Annotated in this window: 18 protein-coding genes; 13 read left to right on the forward strand and 5 right to left on the reverse strand. The window is 72.2% G+C overall.

Translation table 11 applies throughout. From position 1 onward, the window contains the following. Positions 1–7 precede the first annotated feature (7 nt). The 8 genes from ACIRF9_RS07875 to ACIRF9_RS07910 all read left to right on the forward strand — a co-directional run bounded on the left by ACIRF9_RS07875 (position 8) and on the right by ACIRF9_RS07910 (position 6,835). On the forward strand, positions 8–916 hold the full coding sequence (locus ACIRF9_RS07875) for a LysR family transcriptional regulator (RefSeq protein WP_403818034.1): 909 nt from the start codon (positions 8–10) through the stop codon (positions 914–916). A 108-nt stretch (positions 917–1,024) separates the two neighbouring features. Then, positions 1,025–1,942: a VOC family protein gene (locus ACIRF9_RS07880; protein ID WP_403818036.1), complete on the forward strand. Its 918-nt coding sequence runs from the start codon at positions 1,025–1,027 to the stop codon at positions 1,940–1,942. Positions 1,943–1,955: 13 nt separating this feature from the next. Continuing rightward, positions 1,956–3,404: an NAD-dependent succinate-semialdehyde dehydrogenase gene (locus ACIRF9_RS07885; RefSeq protein WP_403818039.1), complete on the forward strand. Its 1,449-nt coding sequence runs from the start codon at positions 1,956–1,958 to the stop codon at positions 3,402–3,404. Further along, positions 3,401–4,174, forward strand: a complete 774-nt coding sequence (locus tag ACIRF9_RS07890; protein WP_403818042.1) for a fumarylacetoacetate hydrolase family protein — start codon at positions 3,401–3,403, stop codon at positions 4,172–4,174. The genes ACIRF9_RS07885 and ACIRF9_RS07890 overlap by 4 nt, the downstream gene beginning before the upstream one ends. Continuing rightward, positions 4,171–4,542, forward strand: a complete 372-nt coding sequence (locus ACIRF9_RS07895; protein ID WP_403818045.1) for a VOC family protein — start codon at positions 4,171–4,173, stop codon at positions 4,540–4,542. Before ACIRF9_RS07890 ends, ACIRF9_RS07895 begins: the two co-directional genes overlap by 4 nt. A gap of 26 nt (positions 4,543–4,568) precedes the next feature. Further along, complete coding sequence (locus ACIRF9_RS07900) at positions 4,569–5,354, forward strand: alpha/beta fold hydrolase (RefSeq protein WP_403818048.1); 786 nt, start codon at positions 4,569–4,571, stop codon at positions 5,352–5,354. Beyond that, positions 5,351–5,827: a heme-binding protein gene (locus ACIRF9_RS07905; RefSeq protein ID WP_403818051.1), complete on the forward strand. Its 477-nt coding sequence runs from the start codon at positions 5,351–5,353 to the stop codon at positions 5,825–5,827. Before ACIRF9_RS07900 ends, ACIRF9_RS07905 begins: the two co-directional genes overlap by 4 nt. Positions 5,828–5,830: 3 nt before the next feature. Continuing rightward, the gene (locus ACIRF9_RS07910) at positions 5,831–6,835 is read left to right on the forward strand and encodes a methionine synthase II (cobalamin-independent)-like protein (RefSeq protein ID WP_403818054.1); all 1,005 of its coding nucleotides are present in this window, start codon (positions 5,831–5,833) and stop codon (positions 6,833–6,835) included. Between the two features lie 41 nt (positions 6,836–6,876). Here the strand turns inward: ACIRF9_RS07910 and ACIRF9_RS07915 are convergent, their stop codons facing one another. Further along, complete coding sequence (locus ACIRF9_RS07915) at positions 6,877–7,164, reverse strand: putative quinol monooxygenase (protein ID WP_403818057.1); 288 nt, start codon at positions 7,162–7,164, stop codon at positions 6,877–6,879. Between the two features lie 144 nt (positions 7,165–7,308). On the opposite strand from ACIRF9_RS07915, the gene ACIRF9_RS07920 reads away from it, so the two are divergent. From ACIRF9_RS07920 to ACIRF9_RS07940, 5 genes are all read left to right on the forward strand, one after another. Further along, positions 7,309–8,775: an aldehyde dehydrogenase family protein gene (locus ACIRF9_RS07920; RefSeq protein WP_403818059.1), complete on the forward strand. Its 1,467-nt coding sequence runs from the start codon at positions 7,309–7,311 to the stop codon at positions 8,773–8,775. Next, positions 8,768–10,012, forward strand: coding sequence for an L-2-hydroxyglutarate oxidase (gene lhgO / locus ACIRF9_RS07925; protein ID WP_403818062.1), 1,245 nt, complete (start codon positions 8,768–8,770; stop codon positions 10,010–10,012). Before ACIRF9_RS07920 ends, lhgO begins: the two co-directional genes overlap by 8 nt. 143 nt (positions 10,013–10,155) lie before the next feature. Then, complete coding sequence (locus ACIRF9_RS07930; protein ID WP_403818065.1) at positions 10,156–11,016, forward strand: amidohydrolase family protein; 861 nt, start codon at positions 10,156–10,158, stop codon at positions 11,014–11,016. A 13-nt stretch (positions 11,017–11,029) separates the two neighbouring features. Next, positions 11,030–12,739, forward strand: a complete 1,710-nt coding sequence (locus ACIRF9_RS07935; RefSeq protein ID WP_403818067.1) for a thiamine pyrophosphate-dependent enzyme — start codon at positions 11,030–11,032, stop codon at positions 12,737–12,739. A 44-nt stretch (positions 12,740–12,783) separates the two neighbouring features. Then, positions 12,784–13,845: an Ldh family oxidoreductase gene (locus ACIRF9_RS07940; protein ID WP_403818070.1), complete on the forward strand. Its 1,062-nt coding sequence runs from the start codon at positions 12,784–12,786 to the stop codon at positions 13,843–13,845. A gap of 41 nt (positions 13,846–13,886) precedes the next feature. On the opposite strand, the gene ACIRF9_RS07945 is transcribed toward ACIRF9_RS07940, so the two are convergent. The 4 genes from ACIRF9_RS07945 to ACIRF9_RS07960 form a co-directional block, all read right to left on the reverse strand. After that, on the reverse strand, positions 13,887–14,831 hold the full coding sequence (locus ACIRF9_RS07945; protein WP_403818073.1) for an alpha/beta hydrolase fold domain-containing protein: 945 nt from the start codon (positions 14,829–14,831) through the stop codon (positions 13,887–13,889). Positions 14,832–14,927: 96 nt separating this feature from the next. Next, positions 14,928–15,995: a class I SAM-dependent methyltransferase gene (locus ACIRF9_RS07950; protein WP_403818075.1), complete on the reverse strand. Its 1,068-nt coding sequence runs from the start codon at positions 15,993–15,995 to the stop codon at positions 14,928–14,930. Continuing rightward, positions 15,992–17,152 (reverse strand): glycosyltransferase, encoded by a 1,161-nt coding sequence (locus ACIRF9_RS07955; RefSeq protein WP_403818078.1) that lies wholly within the window; start codon positions 17,150–17,152, stop codon positions 15,992–15,994. The genes ACIRF9_RS07950 and ACIRF9_RS07955 overlap by 4 nt, the downstream gene beginning before the upstream one ends. Continuing rightward, positions 17,149–17,955, reverse strand: coding sequence for an alpha/beta fold hydrolase (locus ACIRF9_RS07960; protein WP_403818080.1), 807 nt, complete (start codon positions 17,953–17,955; stop codon positions 17,149–17,151). Before ACIRF9_RS07960 ends, ACIRF9_RS07955 begins: the two co-directional genes overlap by 4 nt. Between the last annotated feature and the right edge of the window lie 3 nt (positions 17,956–17,958).

Below are 17,958 nucleotides of genomic sequence, written 5' to 3' on the forward strand. Positions count from 1 at the left end.
AGGACGCATGGACCGCTTGCTGCTGATGCACAGCTTCGTCACTGTCGCTCAGGCCGGAAGCTTCAACGGAGCCGCCAAGAAACTCGGCTCCTCCGGATCACTGGTCTCACGACACGTGGCCGAACTGGAACGACAGGTGGGGGTCCGCCTCGTCAATCGTACGGCCCGCTCGGTGAGCCTCACCGAACCGGGGCAGCGGTACGCGGAATTCGCCGCCCGCATCCTGGACGAGATCGAGGCCCAGGATGCGGCACTCGCCGACTCGCACGACCGGGCCGAGGGCACCCTCAGCATCATCTGTCCGAAATGGATAGGAAGCCTGGATCTCGGTGACGCCATCGCCGCCTTTTCCGCGGCCCATCCGAAAATCCAGGTCCGTTTCGAACTCGGCGGTATGTCCGACCGCACCTACGATTTCCTGGACAGCGGATTCGACGTCGCGTTCCATACGAGGGATCTCAGGGATTCCTCCGTACGCCTGAAGAAGATCTCCTCGCTGCCGTTCGTCCTGTGCGCCGCGGAGGACTACATCAAGCGCCGCGGGACGCTGGAGCACCCCAACGACGTCGCCCACCACGACTGCCTGGTGCACGTCAACGACCCCGTGTGGCGCATCGGCCACGGTCACGCCAGCACCCTGCACAAGATCCGTAACATCGCGTTCTCGTCCAACTCCTACCTGGCGCTGCAGAAGGCCGCCGTGCACGGCCGCGGCATCGCCCTCCTCCCGCAGCGCCCGGCCTACGACGACCTCGTCTCCGGCGCCCTCCAGGTGCTGCTGCCGGAACTCGCCGTACCCGACCGCCCGCTGTACGCGATCTACGGCCCCGGACAGGACACCCCGCGCAAGATCAGCGTGTTCCTGGACTTTCTCTCCGAGTGGTTCTCGCAGAACCCGATTCCGGCCATCCGATAGCCGGCGCGGGCGGCGCAACAAAGGGTTGCGCATTCCGTAGAGCTCGGGCCATTGAGGCCCGGCGACCCCGAATCTACGCTCGCCAGGCGACCCGGAAACGAGGAATCCATGGGAATCCAGAGAATCGAATCGGTCACCTACGGCATCGACGACCTCGACGCCTGCGTCCGCTTCTTCGACGACTTCGGACTGTTCCTGGTGGAGCGGACCGGCGAACACGCGGTGTTCGAGACGCTCACCGGGCAGACGCTGCACCTCGACACCGATCCGAGCCCGCTGCTGCCCGCCCCCGTCGAGGACGGGCCCACGCTGCGGGAGGTCGTCTGGGGCGTCGACACCGGCGAGGAGCTCCAGCGGCTGGTGACCGCGGTCGCCCGGGAGGGCCACCCCGTGCGCGAGAGCGCCGACGGCGTCTTCCACACCGTCGACCTCAGCGGCTTCGGCGTCGGCCTCACCCTCGCCCGGCCGAGGAAGACGGCCGTGGAGCCGCGGCCCGCCAACGCGCCGGGCAGCGTCAACCGCTGGAACACCGCGCTTCAGCCGCTCACGCGCGCGTACCCGCTGCGGATGTGCCATGTGGCGCTGAACATCGCCAAGGAGGGCAAGGACGAGGCCGTCGCCTTCTACACCGGCCTCCTCGGCTTCCGCCCCACCGACATCGTCGAGCCGATGGGCGTGTTCATGCAGGCCCCGGGCGACGACGACCAGCACACCATGCTGCTGTGCCACCGCCCCGACCGCGTCGGCGTCAACCACATCGCCTACGAGGTGCCCGGCTTCGACGACGTCATCGAGGGCGGCAACCACATGATCGAGAAGGGCTGGCGGGAGGCCCGCCGGCTCGGCCGGCACACCGTCGGCTCCAACGTCTTCCGCTTCCTGCACGCCCCGTGCGGGGGCCGCGTCGAGTACGCCGCCGACATGGACCGCGTGGACGACTCCTACGAGACCCGCGTCCACGAGACGACCCCGCCGCACCACATCTGGGCCCTGCGCACCAACCGCGACCAGGACACCCCCGCCTGAGAGGCACGCATCCATGACCACCGACCACGGCTACCCCGCCGTCCGCATGTACATCGCGGGCGAGTGGTGCCAGGGCGGAACCGGCACCACCGCCCCGATCGTGAACCCGGCCACCGAGGAGGTGATCGGAGAGGTACCCCTGGCCACGGCCGCCGACCTGGACCGCGCCCTGGCCGCCGCCGAGGAGGGCTTCCGCGTCTGGCGCGCGACGCCCGTCGCCCGGCGCACCGCGATCCTGCACGCCGCCGCCGACCTGATCGCCGAGCGGGCCGCCGGGATCGGCCGGGTCAGCACCCTGGAACAGGGCAAGCCGCTCGCCGAGTCCACCGGTGAGGCCCGCCGCACCGCCGAGACCCTGCGCTGGCACGCCGACGACGCCCGCCGCGCCTACGGCCGCATCATCCCGTCCGCCCCCGGCACCGTGCTCACCGTACGACGCGAGCCCATCGGCCCCGTCGCCGCCTTCGTCCCGTGGAACTTCCCCGTGGGCGGCCCCAACCGCAAGATCTCCTCCGCGCTGTCGGCCGGCTGCTCCCTCGTCATCAAGGCCTCCGAGGAGACCCCCGCCACAGCCATCGAACTGGTCCGGTGCTACGCCGACGCCGGTCTGCCCGCCGGGGTCCTCAACCTCGTCTTTGGCGAGCCCGCCGAGGTCTCCGCCCACCTGATCTCCTCGCCGGTCACCCGGCTGGTCGCCTTCACCGGCTCGGTCCCCGTCGGCAAGCTGCTCGCTGCCCAGGCCGGCGAGGTCATGAAGCCGTCCCTGATGGAGCTGGGCGGCCACGCCCCGGTGATCGTCTGCGCGGACGCCGACCCCGTGAAGGCCGCCCGCAGGGCCGCCCGGGCGAAGTTCGCCAACGCCGGTCAGGTCTGCACCTCGCCGAGCCGCTTCCTCGTCCACGAGGGCCTGGTGGAGGAGTTCACCGCCGAGTTCGTGAAGGCCGCCGAGGCGGTCGTCGTCGGCGACGGGCTCGACGGGGGCACCACCATGGGCCCCCTCGCCAACGAGCGCCGGCTCAGGTCCCTGGAACGCCTCACCGCCGACGCGGTCGCCCGCGGCGCCAAGATCCTCACCGGCGGCGAGCGGCTCGACCGCCCCGGCTACTTCTTCGCGCCGACGGTCCTGACCGACGTACCCGAGGACGCGGAGCTGCTGAGCGAGGAGCCGTTCGGGCCGATCGCGCCGATCGTTCCGTTCACCGACCTCGACGAGGCCCTCGCCGTCGCCAACGCGCTGCCCTACGGACTGGCCGCCTACGGCTTCACCGGCTCCGCCGCGACCGCCGAGAAGCTGTCGGACGAGCTGGAGGCCGGGATCCTGTCGCTCAACCACTGCGGCGGCTCGGTCCACGAGGCCCCCTCCGGCGGCGTCAAGGACAGCGGCTACGGCCGGGAGGGCGGGCCGGAGGCGCTGGACGCCTACCTGGTCACCAAGCGCGTCTCCCACCTGCTGGCGCCATGAGGTACGCGCGTGTCCGGGTCGGCGGCCGGGCGGTGTGGGGCCGGGTGCGGGAGACGGACGTGGAACTGCTGTCGGGCTCGCCGATCGGGGGAGACCCTCATGTCATCGGCACCGTCCAGCGCGACACGGCCGTCTGGCTCCCGCCCGTGATCCCGCCCGTGTTCTACGCCGTCGGCATGAACTACCCCCGCCACATCGCCCACGCCGGCGCCCCGGTCCCGGACCGGCCCGAGGTCGGCTACCGCGCCAACAACGCGCTGACCGGCCATCTCTCGCCGATCGTGAAGCCGGCGGAGGTCGAGGGCAGGTTCGAGGCCGAGCCGGAGCTCGTCGCCGTCATCGGCCGCCCCCTGCGGCACGCCACGCGCGAGGAGGCGTACGCGTCCGTCTTCGGCTGGACCATCGGCAACGACGTCAGCGCCCGCACCTGGCAGCACCAGGACCGCACGTTCTGGCGCAGCAAGAACAGCGACACCTTCAAGCCCATGGGGCCGTGGATCGAGACCGACGTCGACGCCCTGGCCCAGACGACCACCTTGCGGGTCAACGGCGAGGAGCGGTCCTCCTTCCCCACCGGCGACATGGTCTTCGACCCCTTCGACCACCTCGTCGCGATCAGCAGGCACATCACCCTGCAGCCCGGGGACGTGCTGTGGATGGGCGCCGAGTCCACCTGCCAGCTGGAGCCGGGCGACACCGTGGAGGTCGAGATCAGCGGCATCGGTGTGCTGTCCAACCCCGTACATCTCGAAGGGAATCACCCGTCATGAGCAGGGAACCCCGCTACATCCACCACGTCAACTTCCCCACCACCGACCCCGACCGCACGGCCGCCTGGTACGCCAAGGTCTTCGGGATGAAGCGCATCACGCCCAAGTCCAACACCCGCGTGGTGCTGATGACCCGGGGCAACTTCGACCTGCACTTCACCCCCGTCGAGGAGATGGAGCGCATGGCGCCCTATCACTTCGCCGTCGAGGTCGACGACTGGGACGACTTCCTGGAGCACCTCAAGGAGCTGGGCATCCGGCACACCCGCCCGATCCAGCGCCCCGAGAACCAGTCCAAGTTCTGCTACATCCACGATCCCGACCACACCATGATCGAGCTCGTGTACCACGCCAGGCGCCCCAACTGACCGTCGTCGCTGAGGAGTTCATCCCCATGCCCATTGCCGACTCCGACGGCACCTCCCTCTACTACGAGCGTCACGGCAGCGGTCCGGCGATCCTGTTCGTGCACGGCAGCGGCGGCCATCACGCCGCCTGGTGGCAGCAAGTGGCCGCACTGCGCGACGAGTTCACGGTCGTCACCATCGACCTGCGCGGCTTCGGCAACTCCGACTCGTCCATGGCGGAGTTCGACGGCCAGGACTTCCCCGGAGACGTCGTCGCCGTCCTCGACCAGGAGGACCTGACCGACGTCATGCTCGTCGGTCAGTCCATCGGCTCGCTCGCCGCCCTGCGCGCCGGCCTGCTGCGCCCCGAGCGGGTCTCCTCGGTCGTCCTCGGCCACTCCCTGGGCGGCATCAGCCACCCGGAGCTGAGGGAGCTGGCCGCCGCCGACCGCGCCGAGGCCGTCAAACTCCCGGTCATCGACCGTCTGTTGACCAAGCCGTTCCAGCGGGAGCGCGCCGACCTCACCTTCCTGTTCCAGCAGATGGGCACCTTCAACGTCGCCAAGATGCAGGACCTGCGCAATCTCGACACCAACGGCCCCTCCCTGGAGGAGATCGAGGCCTCCGGCGTCAAGGTCGCCTTCCTCGCGGGAGAGAAGGACGCCGTGCTGAGCGTCAAGACCGTCGCCCGCGCCCACGAACTGCTCCCCGGCTCGCACCTGGAGATCGTCCCGGGCGCCCCGCACTCCATGTACTGGGAGACGCCGGGCCCGTACAACGCGGCGATCGCCCAGCTGCGCCGCACCCTCACCGCACAGAAGGAAGCAGTATGAGCAGCCTGACCCTGGCCGCCGCCGAGGAGATCATCGACGCCGCGCACAAGCGGGCCCAGGCGATCGGGAAGGCGGTGAGCGTCGCCGTCGTCGACGCCGGCGGCTTCCCCGTCGCCATCCGCCGCCCCGACGGCGCCCGCCCCCTCACCCCGGACATCGCCCGCGCCAAGGCGTACACCGCGGCCGTCATGCAGCGGCCCGGCAAGATGCTGAAGAAGTGGCAGGAGAGCCAGCCCGTCTTCTTCTCCCAGCTCTCCCAGCTCCCCGGCGCGGCCCTGCCGATCATGGCCACCGAGGGCAGCGTCACCATCAAGAAGGACGGCGAGATCATCGGCGGCCTCGGCATCGCCGGCGGCACCGCGGAGGAGGACCAGCAGATCGCCGACGAGGTCCTCGCCTCCCTCGGCTACGAGCTGGAGTTCGCCGCCTGGGGCGTCGCCGGTGGTCCGGCCGGGGCCGGAAAGGACGCGTGACCCATGGCCGACACCTTCAACTACCGCATCGACCACCACGGCAGCCTGGTCCGCCCGGCCGGCCTCTCGACCGGGGACCCCGCCTCCGTCGAGGAGGCGGTCCGGGAGGCGGTGGCCTACCAGCGCAAGCTGCGCTCCACCGTCGTCACCGACGGCGACTTCCCGCGCGAGGACTTCCGCAGCGCCGTCCTCGACGCGGTGTCCGGATTCCGCCGTACCGGGGAGACGGACGCGGACGGGCTGGCCGTCTGGGTGGCGGAGTCCCTCCCCAAGGCCGACGGCCCGCTGCTCGCCGACCGGGCGGCCCGGCTCGCCGAGCTGACGGTCATCGCCCCGAAGGCGTCGCTGCCCTCGCCGGCGTACCTCGCCGCGACGACCTTCCGGCCGGGCCCGGGCGTGCCGTCGGCCCGTGAGCTCGGCGAGGCGCTCGCGGAGATCATCCAGGCGGAGATCGCCCTGCTGGTGTCCCGGGGCGTCCGCCTGATCCAGCTCAACAACCCTCTGCTGATCGGGCAGTTGGGCACCGATCCGGGCGCCCCGGGTGCGCTGTCCTTCGAGGACGCGCTCGCCGTGGACGCCTTGGCGGTACGGCTGGACGAGCGCCCCGAGGGCGTCCGGATCGGTGTCTCGCCCGGCTGGCGGGCACCCGCCGAGGTGGACCGGGCCAGGGCGGAGCTGCTGTACGGCACGGTCGGCGCCGACCGCTGGATCCTCCCCTTCGACCAGGGCACCCCGGCCGAACTGGACCTCGTCAGGGCGCTCCCGGAGGACCGGGACGTCTGCCTGGGCGTGGTCGACGCGACCGTGCCGGCGCTGGAGGACATCGACACCGTGATGGCCCGCATCGACGCGGTCGGCGAGTTCAAGGACCTGGAGGACGCGGCGGTGTCGCCGTCCCGGGGGTTCGCCGACGTGGCGAGCCGGCCCCTGCTGAGCGCGGAGGACCAGCGCAGGAAGCTGGTCCTGGTGGAGACCCTCGCCCGGTACTGCTGGGGCAACGAGTTCTGAAAAGAAGAAAGGGGCCGGGTGCGAACCCGGCCCCTTCCGTCTCAGAGCACTTCGGCGAACGTCACCGACCGGTCCGTCAGCAGCGGCCACACCGTCTCCGTGATCAGCTCCCGGAAGTGCTCGGCCGCCTTGTGCGCCTCGAACCCGGCCCGGTCGGCGTACCGCTCGTACAGCAGGAAGCCGCCCGGCTCGTCCGCCACGGCGTGCACCTCGTACACCTCGTTCGCGGGCTCGGCGCGGGTGTGCTCGCGCGTCTTCAGCAGCGCGGCGCGCACGATCGCCTCGTCCTCGGCGGTGCAGTGGTAGCGGGCGATGACTGCATAGGCCATGTCGTGCTCTCTCCTCAGCGGGTCCAGTCCTTGGGCCTGCCGATTGCAGCACGAATCCCCTGATGGGCGGCGCCCGTGGAGCGCAACCAATGTGTGCCGCCCCGGGGCTGGTCCCACCCTGCCCAGTGAGGTGTTGTGAACCGTATGCGTACTCTCGAAACCCTCTTTGGCGGGGAGTGGGTGACGACCGGTGAGTGGATCGACGTCCACGATCCGGCCGACGTCCGGGCCCCCATCGCCCGTGTCCCCGCCCTCGCCGCCAAGGACGTCACCCGGGCCTACGACCACGCCGAACGCGCCTTCGCCGGCTGGAGGCGCACCAGCCCCTTCGAGCGGGCCCGGGTCTTCACCGACGCGGCCCGGCTGATCCGCGAGCGGGTGGAGGAGATCGCCGCCGACGTCACCGCCGAGAACGGCAAGACCCTCGCGGAGGCGACCGGCGAGACCCTCAAGGCCGCCGACTTCCTGGAGTACTACGCGGGTCTCGCCCGCCAGGGCTACGGCACCCTCCTGCACGACGTACGCCCGCACCACCGTACGCACACCCAGCGCGAGCCGATCGGGGTGATCCTGGTGATCAGCCCCTGGAACGACCCGCTGATCACCCCGGCGCGCAAGCTCGCCCCGCTCCTCGCGGCCGGCAACACGGCCGTGTTCAAGCCGGCCACCGAGACCCCCGGCTCGGGCCTGCACTTCGCCCGGGCCCTGCACGACGCCGGACTCCCGGCCGGTGTCCTCAACGTCGTCACCGGCCGCACCGCCGAGATCGAGGAGGCCCTCCTCGACGACCCGCGGATCGCCGGCATCACCTTCACCGGCTCCAACGCGGTCGGAGGCCGCATCCGCCGCCGGCTCGCCGACCGCAACGTCCGCTTCCAGGGCGAGCTGGGCGGCAAGAACGCCTCCGTCGTCCTGCGGGACGCCGATCTGCCGGCCGCCGCCAAGGCCGTCGTGGCGGCCTCGTTCGGGCAGGCGGGCCAGCGGTGCACCGCCACCAGCCGGGTGATCGTCGAGGAGGCGGTGTACGCGGAGTTCACCCGGCTGCTCGTCGCCGAGGTGGAGGCGCTGAGGATCGGGCCGGGCGGTGACCCGGCGACGACGCTGTGCCCGTTGTCGAGCCCGAAGCAGCGCGACAGCGTCCTGGCCGACCTGGCCCGGGCCGTCGAGCAGGGCGCGGCCGTCCTCACCGGCGGGCGGGCCGACACGCAGGGCGAGCGCGCGCACGGCTGCTATGTGCAGCCGACCGTCCTCGGTGACGTCACGCCCGGGACCGCGATCTGGCGGGAGGAGGTCTTCGGGCCGGTGCTCGCCCTGCGGGCGGTCGACGGGTTCGAGGCGGCCGTGGAGGCCGTCAACGACTCCGACTTCGGGCTCGCCGCCGCCGTCTTCACCCGCGACCTGGGCAGCGCCCACCGCTTCGCGGACGAGGCCGAGTGCGGGCAGGTCGCCGTGAACACGACGACCACCGGCTGGGACGTCCATCTGCCCTTCGGCGGTTTCCGCGACTCCGGTACGGCCTACAAGGAGCAGGGCGACGAGGTGCTGCGCTTCTCCACCCGCGTCAAGACGGTGGCGATCAACCTCGGTGCTCCGGAGCGGGCCCGTGGCTGACGAGACGATCGGTGTCGTCGGCGCCGGCATCGTGGGGCTGGCCACGGCCCGCGAGCTCGCCCTGCGCCGGCCCGGCACCCGGGTCGTGGTGTTCGAGAAGGAGCGGGAGGTCTCGCTCCACCAGACCGGCCACAACTCGGGTGTCGTCCACGCCGGGATCTACTACACGCCCGGCAGTCTCAAGGCCGACCTGTGCGTGCGCGGGGTGTCCCTGCTGCGGGAGTACTGCCAGGACCGCGCGTTGCCGTACCGGGAGATCGGCAAGCTGGTCGTGGCCGTCCGCGAGGACGAGCTCGGCCGGATGGACGGCCTCTACGAGCGGGCCAGGAACAACCACGTGCCCGACCTGCGCAGGATCTCCCGGGAGGAGATCCGGGAGCTGGAACCCCACGCGGGCGGCATCGCGGCCCTGCACTCCCCGCGCACCGCGATCACCGACTATCCGGCGATCGCCCGCTCCTTCGCCCAGGACGTCGTCGACTCCGGCGGAGAGGTGAGGCTCGGCTTCCCCGTCACGGGCGTCACCGAGGTCCCAGGCGGCATCGAGGTGACGTCCGGGCAGGCGGGGATCCCCCCGGCCGAAGGCTGGGGGAGGGTCAGGGTCGACCGGCTGATCCTGTGCGCGGGCCTGCAGTCCGACGCCGTGGCGCGGCTCGCGCGGGACGAGCGGGAACCGCGGATCATCCCGTTCCGGGGCGAGTACATGCTGCTCAAGCCGGAACGGACGGACCTGGTGCGCGGCCTGATCTACCCGGTGCCGGACCCGCGCTACCCGTTCCTCGGCGTCCACTTCACGCCACGCGTCGACGGCTCGGTGGAGGTCGGCCCCAACGCCGTCCTGGCCCTCGCCCGCGAGGGCTACACCCGGACCAGGATCTCCCCCCGCGACCTCCTCGGCCTCGCCGCCTACCCCGGCGCCTGGCGGATGGCGGCCCAGCACTGGCGTACGGGCATCAAGGAGTACCGCGGCTCCTTCTCCACGGCCGCCTTCATGAAGGACGCCGGGCTGTACGTCCCCGGCGTCGGCGTCCGGGACGTCGTACGCGGCGGCGCCGGTGTGCGCGCCCAGGCGCTGGACCGGGACGGCACCCTCGTGGACGACTTCCGCATCCACCGGATGGGCCGGGTCACCGCCGTCCGCAACGCCCCCTCGCCGGCCGCGACGGCCTCCATGGCGATCGCCGAACACATCGTCGCCGCCGTCTTCGAAGACGGCCGCGCATCCCGACCCCTCTGAATTCAACGAATGCCCTGCTGACAGGGCGGATTCACGCAAGAACAGCTTGCGCTCCCAGAGGCTCCGCAAGGCCTTTCCGCCCGCCTAGCGTTCCCCCCGCAACGCCCCACCACGTGCCCTGCCTAGAGAAAGAAGTACGGGACATGTTCGTCGTCGACACGCAGATCCACATCTGGCTGGAAGAGACCCCGGACCGCCCCTGGGTCCCCGGCGCCCGGGAGCGGATCCGCCTCAACGGCCACCGCGAGGACCCCTTCTCCTACGAGGAGGCCCTGGAGCTGATGGACGAGGCCGGAGTGAACCGCGCGCTGATCCTGCCGCCGTCCTGGGAGGGCGACCGTATCGACTACGCGCTCGAGGCCTGCGAGGCGCACCCCGACCGCTTCGGCATCATGGCCCGCATCCCGCAGAACAAGCCCGAAGAGGGCAAGGCGATGCTGAAGGACTTCGCGCAGAACCCGCATGTGAAGGGCACGCGCCTGACCTTCCACCGGCCGCAGGACCGCAACTGGATGATCGACGGCACCAACGACTGGTACTGGCCGGTCGCCGAGGAGCTCGGCATCCCCACCATGGTCCACGCCCCGATCTGGAAGCGCGAGCTCGGCCAGATCGCCGAGAAGCACCCCGAGCTGAAGATCATCATCGACCACATGGGCATCATGGCGCGCTGCGTGGACGACGCGATCGGATACTGGGTCTCGGAGACCGCCGACCTGGCCGTCCACCCGAACATCTACGTCAAGGTCTCGGCGCTCCCGGGCTACTCGACGCAGCCCTTCCCCAACAACAACATCCAGAAGTACGTGCGCGAGATGGTCGACAAGATGGGGCCGCAGCGCTGCTTCTACGGCACCGACATCACCCGGCTGCTGGGCCACGGCATCACGTACACCGACACGATCGAGCAGTTCACCAAGCACTGGGACTTCACGCCCGAGGAGCTGGAGTGGATCATGGGCCGCGGTATCTCCGAGGTCCTGAACTGGCCGATCGAGGGCTGAGGACACACCAGAGATGACCGAAAGCACCCACACATCCGGCATCGACGGCGGTGATGCCTTCGTCGCCGCCTTCAACGCCGTCGGTGCCGACTACCTCTTCTGCTCCTCGGGGTCCGAGTGGGCCCCGGTGTGGGAGTCCCTGGCCCGCCGCCACCGCGACGGGGAGCCGGCGCCGCAGTATCTGGACCTGACCCACGAGACCGTGGCCGTCGGCATGGCCACCGGCTACGGACTCCTCAGGCGCCGCCCCCAGGGCGTGCTGCTGCACGCGGCCCCCGGTCTGCTGCAGGGCTCGATGGCTGTGCACGGCGCGCTCCTCGCGGGCGTGCCGATGGTGGTCGCCTCCTCGGAGTCGACCACGTACGGCGACGCCCCCGGGCACGACCCGGGCGGCCAGTGGTACCGCAACCTGTCGATCGTGGGCGGCCCGCACGGCGTCGCACAGCCGTTCACCAAGTGGTCGAACGAGGCGGCGAGCGTGCACACGCTGCCCACGATGATCACGCGGGCGGCGGAGCTGTCCTGGCGTGCCCCGGCCGGCCCGGCGTATCTCAACATCCCGCTGGAGATCCTCCTCGAGGACTGGGACGGCCGCGAGGCCAAGCCGATCGTCGCGCCGGGCTCCACGCACAGCTCGCCCGAGGAGGTCGACCCCGTCGCCCGGATGATCCGCGAGGCCGCCAACCCCGTGATCGTCACGGAGACGGCGGGTCGTGAGGCGGGCGGCTTCGAGGCCCTCGTCGCCTTCGCCGAGGCCTGGAACATCCCGGTCGTCGAGCCGGACTCGGCGGTGTGCGGCAACTTCCCGCGCACCCACCCACTGCACGCCGGCAGCGACATCGGCCCCTGGATGGACACGGCGGACCTGATCCTGCTCGTGAACTGCCGCGCGCCGTTCTACCCGCCGTCGCGGCGCCCCTCGAAGGCGCGGATCGTCGTCGTCGACGAGGTCCCGCAGCGCCCCCACGTCGTCTACCAGGTCCTGTACGCCGACCGGTACCTGGAAGGCAACGTCGCCCACACCCTGCGCCAGCTGACCAAGCGGGCCAAGGACCTCGACGACGAGTCGGTGGCGGTGCGGCGGGCGGCGCAGGAGGCCAGGTCCGCCGCCGAACAGGACGCGATCGAGCGGACGGAGAGCCAGGCGGCGCAGGCCGAGGGCATCGACCCGGTGCTGGTCGCCGCCACCCTGCGCGCGCTGCTCGACGGGCGGGACGCGATCGTCGTCGACGAGACCATCACCCACAGCCGTGTCGTCAAGCGCCACCTCCGCACGGCCGAACCGGACTCCTACTTCTACGTCCAGGGCGGCCTCGGCCAGGGCATCGCGGTCGCGCTCGGCGTCAAACTCGCCGCGCGGGAGCGGCCGGTGGTCCTCACCATCGGCGACGGCGCGTTCGCCTACAACCCGGTCATCGCGTCGTACGACGCCTCGAAGGCGTACGAACTCCCGCTGCTGATCGTGGTGTTCAACAACCGTGTCTACAAGTCGATGAACCTCAACCACCGCCGTTTCTACCCCGAGGGCGCGGCCGCCGGGACCGGCGAGTGGCTCGGCACCGATCTGCACCGGCTGCCCCGGCTGGCCGGGTTCGCCGAGCCGTTCGGGATGCACACCGAGACCGTCGACACCCGGGACGCGCTGGGACCCGCGCTGGAGCGCGCCCTGAAGGCCGTGGCGGAGGGAACCACCGCCGTCGTCGACGTCCTCGTCACCCGCTGAAGCGGGAGGCACCCGCCACCATGAACCAGGAGGCACCCGCCACCATGTCCACCCCACCTTCGAAGGTCCTGGTGCCCGCAGAGGACCTGCGCACGTTCTGCGCGGCCCTCCTCGAGAAAGGCGGTCTGAGCGCCGAGCACGCCCGCACCACCGCCGACGTGTTCGTCTGGGCGGCGCTGCGCGGCGTCGACTCGCACGGCATCGCCCGCGTCCCCGCCTATCTGGACCTGCTGGAGAAGGGCGTCGCCAACGCGGACGCCCGGATCGTGGTCGAGTCCAGTGCGCCGGCCGCGGCCGTCCTGGACGCCGACCGCGCCCCGGGCCCCGTCGCCCTGTCCGCCGCCGCGGACGAGGCCGTCACCCGGGCGAGGGCGACCGGTGTCGCCGCGGTGGGCGTACGCCGCACCGTGCACACCGGCGCGATCGGCTACTACGTGTCGCGGATCGCCGAGCAGGGCCTGGTCGGCATCGGCTTCGTCGCCGGTATGCCCAACATGGGCTACACGGGGGTGAAGGGCGCGGCCGTGGCCACGAGCCCGCTCGCCGTCGCCGTACCGGCACGGCAGCACGCACCCCTGCTGCTCGACATGGCCACCGCCACCATCGCCCTCGGGAAGATCCGCCAGGCGAAGGCCGCCGGCACCCCGCTGCCCGAGGGTGCGGCCGCCACCGCGGACGGCACCCCGACCACCGACCCGGAAGAGGCGGTCATGCCGCTGCCGCTGGGCGGCGCGAAGGGCTCCGGCATGTCCCTGGCGTTCGAGCTGCTGACCAGCGTGCTCGTCGGCGCGCCGATCTTCGCCGCGTTCCACTCGGACGACCCGGCCGGGCGGGGGCACCGCCAGAACGCCCTGCTCATCGCCGTGGACCCGGCGGCCTTCGGCGGCGCGGACGTCTTCGCCCAGGACGTCGACGCGACGCTGGGCACACTGAAGGGCCTGCCCGTCGCGGACGGCGCGCAGGGCGTGTTCTACCCGGGCGAGCGCAGCGCCGCCGTGGCCGAGGGGCGCGGCGCGAAGGGCATCCCGGTCGCGCCGAAGGTGTGGCGCGAGCTGGCCGAGCGCGCCGACAGGCTCGGGGTCGTCCTGCCGGAAGCCGCCGAATAGGGGAACGGCGGCTTCCGGCAGGACCGCGGCGCCCGCGCCTCTCAGGAGGCGTCGGGCGCGGTGGCCCTTCGGAGGTGACGGGCCATCAGGGCGTAGCCGGCGCGGGCCTTGTCGTCGTCGTTCGTGTCGTAGCCGTGGTCGGCGCCGGCGACCTCGTGGTGCTCGGCCAGGGCGCCGGCCGCGCGCAGCCGCTCGGCGTAGCGGGTCGCCTCGGCGCGCAGCAGGTCGTACTCGGCCGTGATCACCAGAGCCGGGGCGATGCCCAACAGATCGGCGGTGTCCGAGGGGTGCGCGGGGGAGACGAGCCGGTCGCCGCGCTCCCGGGGGTCCGGCACGTACGACGTGTCGAAGACCTCCGCCATCCAGGGCCGCAGCAGGGGCTTGGCGACCGCGGCCTTCTTGTCCCTGGCGGCGGTGGCCAGGTCCAGCGGAGGGTAGTGCAGGATCTGCAGCGCGATCGACGGGCCGCCCCGCTCCAGGGCCTGGCGGGCCACGGCCGCGGCGAGCCCGCCACCCGCGCTCTGCCCGCCCACGGTGAGCCGCTCGCCGTCCCAGCCGTGCTCGGCGCCGTGCCCGGCCACCCAGCGCACCACCTCGTACGCCTGTGTGGTGGGCGCGGGGAAGGGGTGCTGCGGGGCGACGACGTACTTCACGTTGACCACCACGACCCCCGCCTCGACGGCGAGGAACCGGCACAGCGCGTCGTCCATCACCGGCATCGACATGACGTAACCGCCGCCGTGGAAGTTGACGTGGACAGGCGGCCGGCCGCCCGTCCCGGCCGGCGGCAGATACACCGTGGCCGGTGCCGGGGCGACCGACGTCGGGATGGTGATCTCGCTCGCGTCCCGGGGGTACTCGGGGAAGCGACCCTGCCAGGCGGCCGCCGAACCGGGCCCGCCCGACCGGCGGCTCGCCAGCCGGGTCAGGCCCTGCATCGTCTTGGCGGCGCGGGTCGCCACCGCCGGTCTGGCCAGGAAGGACATGGGGGTTCCGTTCGTCGAGCCGTACCGTCGATCGCCAGGATTCCTGATGGTTCAGTGGGCCCGAAGCTAGCACGGCGAAACGCGTCTGCCCACCCGTCAGTCGCGCCGGGCCACGATCCGGTAGGCGTTCGACACGCCCAGCCGGTGCGCCAGCGGCCGCACGGCGAACCGGTCGAGCAGGGTGCCCGCGATCAGCGCCGGAACCCCGGCGAGCAGCAGCGCCGCCCGCAGCGTGCGGCGCAGCGCGCCCGGCGGCTCGGGCAGCCACGGCGCGTCGTCGCGCGGCGCCACATGGTCCAGCGCCAGCCATACGGCGGCCAGCAGGTCCACCGGGTCGTGCGGCTCGGCGTGCTGCTCCGCGACCACCGTGAAGCCCAGCTCCGTCAGCCGGTCCCGCAGGTTGGCCACCGGCACGAAGTGCAGGTGCTGCGGCTGCAGCCACGGCAGCCACCAGCGGCCGAGCAGCCGGGCGTACCGGCTCTCGGGGTCGGGGACCTCGATCAGCAGGTGCCCGCCCGGCCGCACCGCCTCCCGCGCCGCCCGCAGCTCCCGGTCGGGGTCGGTGCTGTGCTCCAGGTAGTGGAACATGCTCACCACGTCGTAACGGCCGGCCAGTTCGGGCGCGAGATCCGGGAAGTTGCCCCGGTAGCCGCGCTCCACCCGGCCCTCCCGCTCGGCGAGTTCGACGCCGTCGGTGAAGTCCAGTCCGTCGAACGCCGTGTCCGGCAGCACCTGCCGCGCCGCCGCGCAGAAGTGACCGTGCCCGGTGCCCACGTCCAGCCACGTCTTCGGCCCCAAGTCGTGGGGCAGCATCGACTCGGCCCGCCCCCGGTACGTCTTCGTGCGGCCGCCGAAGGTCTCGCCGAGCCTCTTCTCCCCGAGGCCGTCGTAGAAGTCCCGGTAGTAGAACTCCAGTCCCTCCGCGCTCAACCGGGGGTTCTGGAAGACGTGCCCGCAGCCCTCGCACAGGTCCAGGACGAACCGGCCCGGCTTGTGCTGGAGCAGGTCGGTGGTGCGCAGCCGGGTGGTGAGGTCGGTACAGCCGCACCAGGGGCAGGTGGTGCGCCGGGGCTCGAAGAAGCGCCCCGGCCCGGCGGCGAGGTCGGCCCGGTAGGCGGGGCGCAGCGCGGCGATCCGCTCGCCCGGCTTGCCTTCGTCACTCATCCGAACTCCCTTGCCAGCTCGTCGAGACGGGCCGCGGCGGCGGTGGCCCCACCGGCGGCCCGGAACGCCGTACGGATCCGCTCGGCCGCCGCGCGGTACCCGGGTTCGTGCAGCACGCCGTCCAGCGCCGCGCCCAGCTTCTGCGCGCCGACCCGTCCGAACCGCACCCGCACCCCGGCCCCCGCCTCGACGACCTGCGCGGCGACCACCGGCTGGTCGTCCCGGATGGGCGCGACCACCAGCGGGGTGCCGAACCACAGCGCCTCGCACACGGTGTTGTGCCCGGCATGGCAGATCACCGCTCCCATGCCCCGCTCCAGCAGGGCCAGTTGGGGCACGGACGGCACGATCAGCACGTCCTTGTCGTCATCGCCCCCGCTCAGCGTGCCGCCCGGGTCGACGATCACCGCCTGCACCCGGTCGGCCCTCTCCCGCAGCGCCGCACGGCACACGTCGAGGAAGCGGGCGCCGACCTCGGTGTTGGCGGTGCCGAGCGTGACCAGGACCGTCGGCCGGCCCGGGTCGAGCCACTCCCAGGGGAAGCCGGAGGAGACCGGGCGCCCGGCGATCGACGGCCCGACCCAGCCGACGCCCTCGGCGGGTCCCGCCAACTCCGGGGTGCTGAAGGCGAGGACGAGACGCGGCGAGAAACGGGGATCGGCGGTGCCCGCCGGATCCCCGAGGGACGCCCGCAGCCCGGCCAGCCGCTCGTCCACCCACTCCCGCACCTTCGGCAGCCCGGCCAGCGGATCCGTGAACTCGGCGGACGTCGTCGCCGAGGTCACCCACGGCACGCCCAGCCGCTCGGCGGTGAACGCCCCCGCGAAGGCCTGCTGGTCGGACACCACGACATCCGGCCGGAACTCCCCGACGGCCGCCCGCACACCCGGCGCCATCGCCTCGGCCAGCGGCAGCAGGTACCACTCCCACAGGAACCTCAGCGCCTCCGGCCCGCGCAGCTCGGCCGGCCGCTCGCCCCGGACCGACCCGGCGCACGCGAACACCGTGGCCTCCGGTCCCGCGAGCCGCCCGACCAGCTCCGGATCGGGGCACACCCACGCCGGCTCGTGCCCGAGCGCGGCCAGTTCGGCGGCGACGCCGACGGTCGGGTTGATGTGCCCGACGAGTGGAGGTACGACGAACAGGAACCGGCTCACCGGGCCGCCACCCCCCGTGTCTCCTCCACCAGGGACAGGATGTGTCCCCCGACCGTCCCCGACGCCTCCACCAGCACCGAGTGCTCGTGCCCCGGCAGCAGCACGGTCCGGCAGTCCGGCAGCACCGACTTCAGCCAGGGCGCCTGCTCGGCCAGGTCGGAGTCACCGCCGTACACGCCGAGCACCGGGCAGCGCACCGCGGCGATCCGGTCCTCCGTCAGGACCCGGCTGGCCGGGATCTCCCGGGTGAGCGTGGTCTCGCGGACGAGCCGGGCCGCGCCCTTGGCCAGACGGGCGGTGTGCTGCCCGCGGTGTGCCGTGACCCAGGCGATGGCCTCGGGCTCGTGGTGCGCGAGCTGCTCCAGCACCCACCCCAGGATGCGGTCCAGCTTCACCGCCCAGGCGGGGGTGGCCGGTTCGGACTCGATGAGGCAGACACTGGCGGCGCGCTCCGGGTGGCGGGCCGCCCAGCCGAACGCGATCGTGCCGCCGTAGGAGTTGCCGACCAGGTGCACCGGACCGGTCACCGCCAGCCGGTCGAGGAGCGCCTCCAGGTCGTCGATGTTGTGGTCCAGGGTGTAGCCGTCGGCGGGGCGTTCGCTGCGGCCGTGGCCGCGCAGGTCGTACATGACGACGTCGAGGCCGGCGGCCGCGAACGCGGGGGCGACGGTGAAGTAGTAGCTGGCCAGACTGTCGGTGAGCAGACCGTGCACCAGCACCACGGTGGCGGTGGCCGGGCGGCCCTGGCGGGGGCCGATCCGCTGGACGTGCAGCCGGACGGCGCCGGTGTCGACCATCGCCATGGC

Source organism: Streptomyces sp. NPDC096132, assembly GCF_044763345.1.
Taxonomy (GTDB): Bacteria; Actinomycetota; Actinomycetes; order Streptomycetales; family Streptomycetaceae; genus Streptomyces.

Excerpts from the sequence above, each read along its gene's own strand:
- ACIRF9_RS07875 (WP_403818034.1), top strand. The coding sequence starts at position 8 with ATGGACCGCTTGCTGCTGATGCACAGCTTCGTCACTGTCGCTCAGGCC.
- ACIRF9_RS07880 (WP_403818036.1), top strand. The coding sequence starts at position 1,025 with ATGGGAATCCAGAGAATCGAATCGGTCACCTACGGCATCGACGACCTC.
- ACIRF9_RS07885 (WP_403818039.1), top strand. The coding sequence starts at position 1,956 with ATGACCACCGACCACGGCTACCCCGCCGTCCGCATGTACATCGCGGGC.
- ACIRF9_RS07890 (WP_403818042.1), top strand. The coding sequence starts at position 3,401 with ATGAGGTACGCGCGTGTCCGGGTCGGCGGCCGGGCGGTGTGGGGCCGG.
- ACIRF9_RS07895 (WP_403818045.1), top strand. The coding sequence starts at position 4,171 with ATGAGCAGGGAACCCCGCTACATCCACCACGTCAACTTCCCCACCACC.
- ACIRF9_RS07900 (WP_403818048.1), top strand. The coding sequence starts at position 4,569 with ATGCCCATTGCCGACTCCGACGGCACCTCCCTCTACTACGAGCGTCAC.
- ACIRF9_RS07905 (WP_403818051.1), top strand. The coding sequence starts at position 5,351 with ATGAGCAGCCTGACCCTGGCCGCCGCCGAGGAGATCATCGACGCCGCG.
- ACIRF9_RS07910 (WP_403818054.1), top strand. The coding sequence starts at position 5,831 with ATGGCCGACACCTTCAACTACCGCATCGACCACCACGGCAGCCTGGTC.
- ACIRF9_RS07915 (WP_403818057.1), bottom strand. The coding sequence starts at position 7,164 with ATGGCCTATGCAGTCATCGCCCGCTACCACTGCACCGCCGAGGACGAG.
- ACIRF9_RS07920 (WP_403818059.1), top strand. The coding sequence starts at position 7,309 with ATGCGTACTCTCGAAACCCTCTTTGGCGGGGAGTGGGTGACGACCGGT.
- ACIRF9_RS07930 (WP_403818065.1), top strand. The coding sequence starts at position 10,156 with ATGTTCGTCGTCGACACGCAGATCCACATCTGGCTGGAAGAGACCCCG.
- ACIRF9_RS07935 (WP_403818067.1), top strand. The coding sequence starts at position 11,030 with ATGACCGAAAGCACCCACACATCCGGCATCGACGGCGGTGATGCCTTC.
- ACIRF9_RS07940 (WP_403818070.1), top strand. The coding sequence starts at position 12,784 with ATGTCCACCCCACCTTCGAAGGTCCTGGTGCCCGCAGAGGACCTGCGC.
- ACIRF9_RS07945 (WP_403818073.1), bottom strand. The coding sequence starts at position 14,831 with ATGTCCTTCCTGGCCAGACCGGCGGTGGCGACCCGCGCCGCCAAGACG.
- ACIRF9_RS07950 (WP_403818075.1), bottom strand. The coding sequence starts at position 15,995 with ATGAGTGACGAAGGCAAGCCGGGCGAGCGGATCGCCGCGCTGCGCCCC.
- ACIRF9_RS07960 (WP_403818080.1), bottom strand. The coding sequence starts at position 17,955 with ATGGCGATGGTCGACACCGGCGCCGTCCGGCTGCACGTCCAGCGGATC.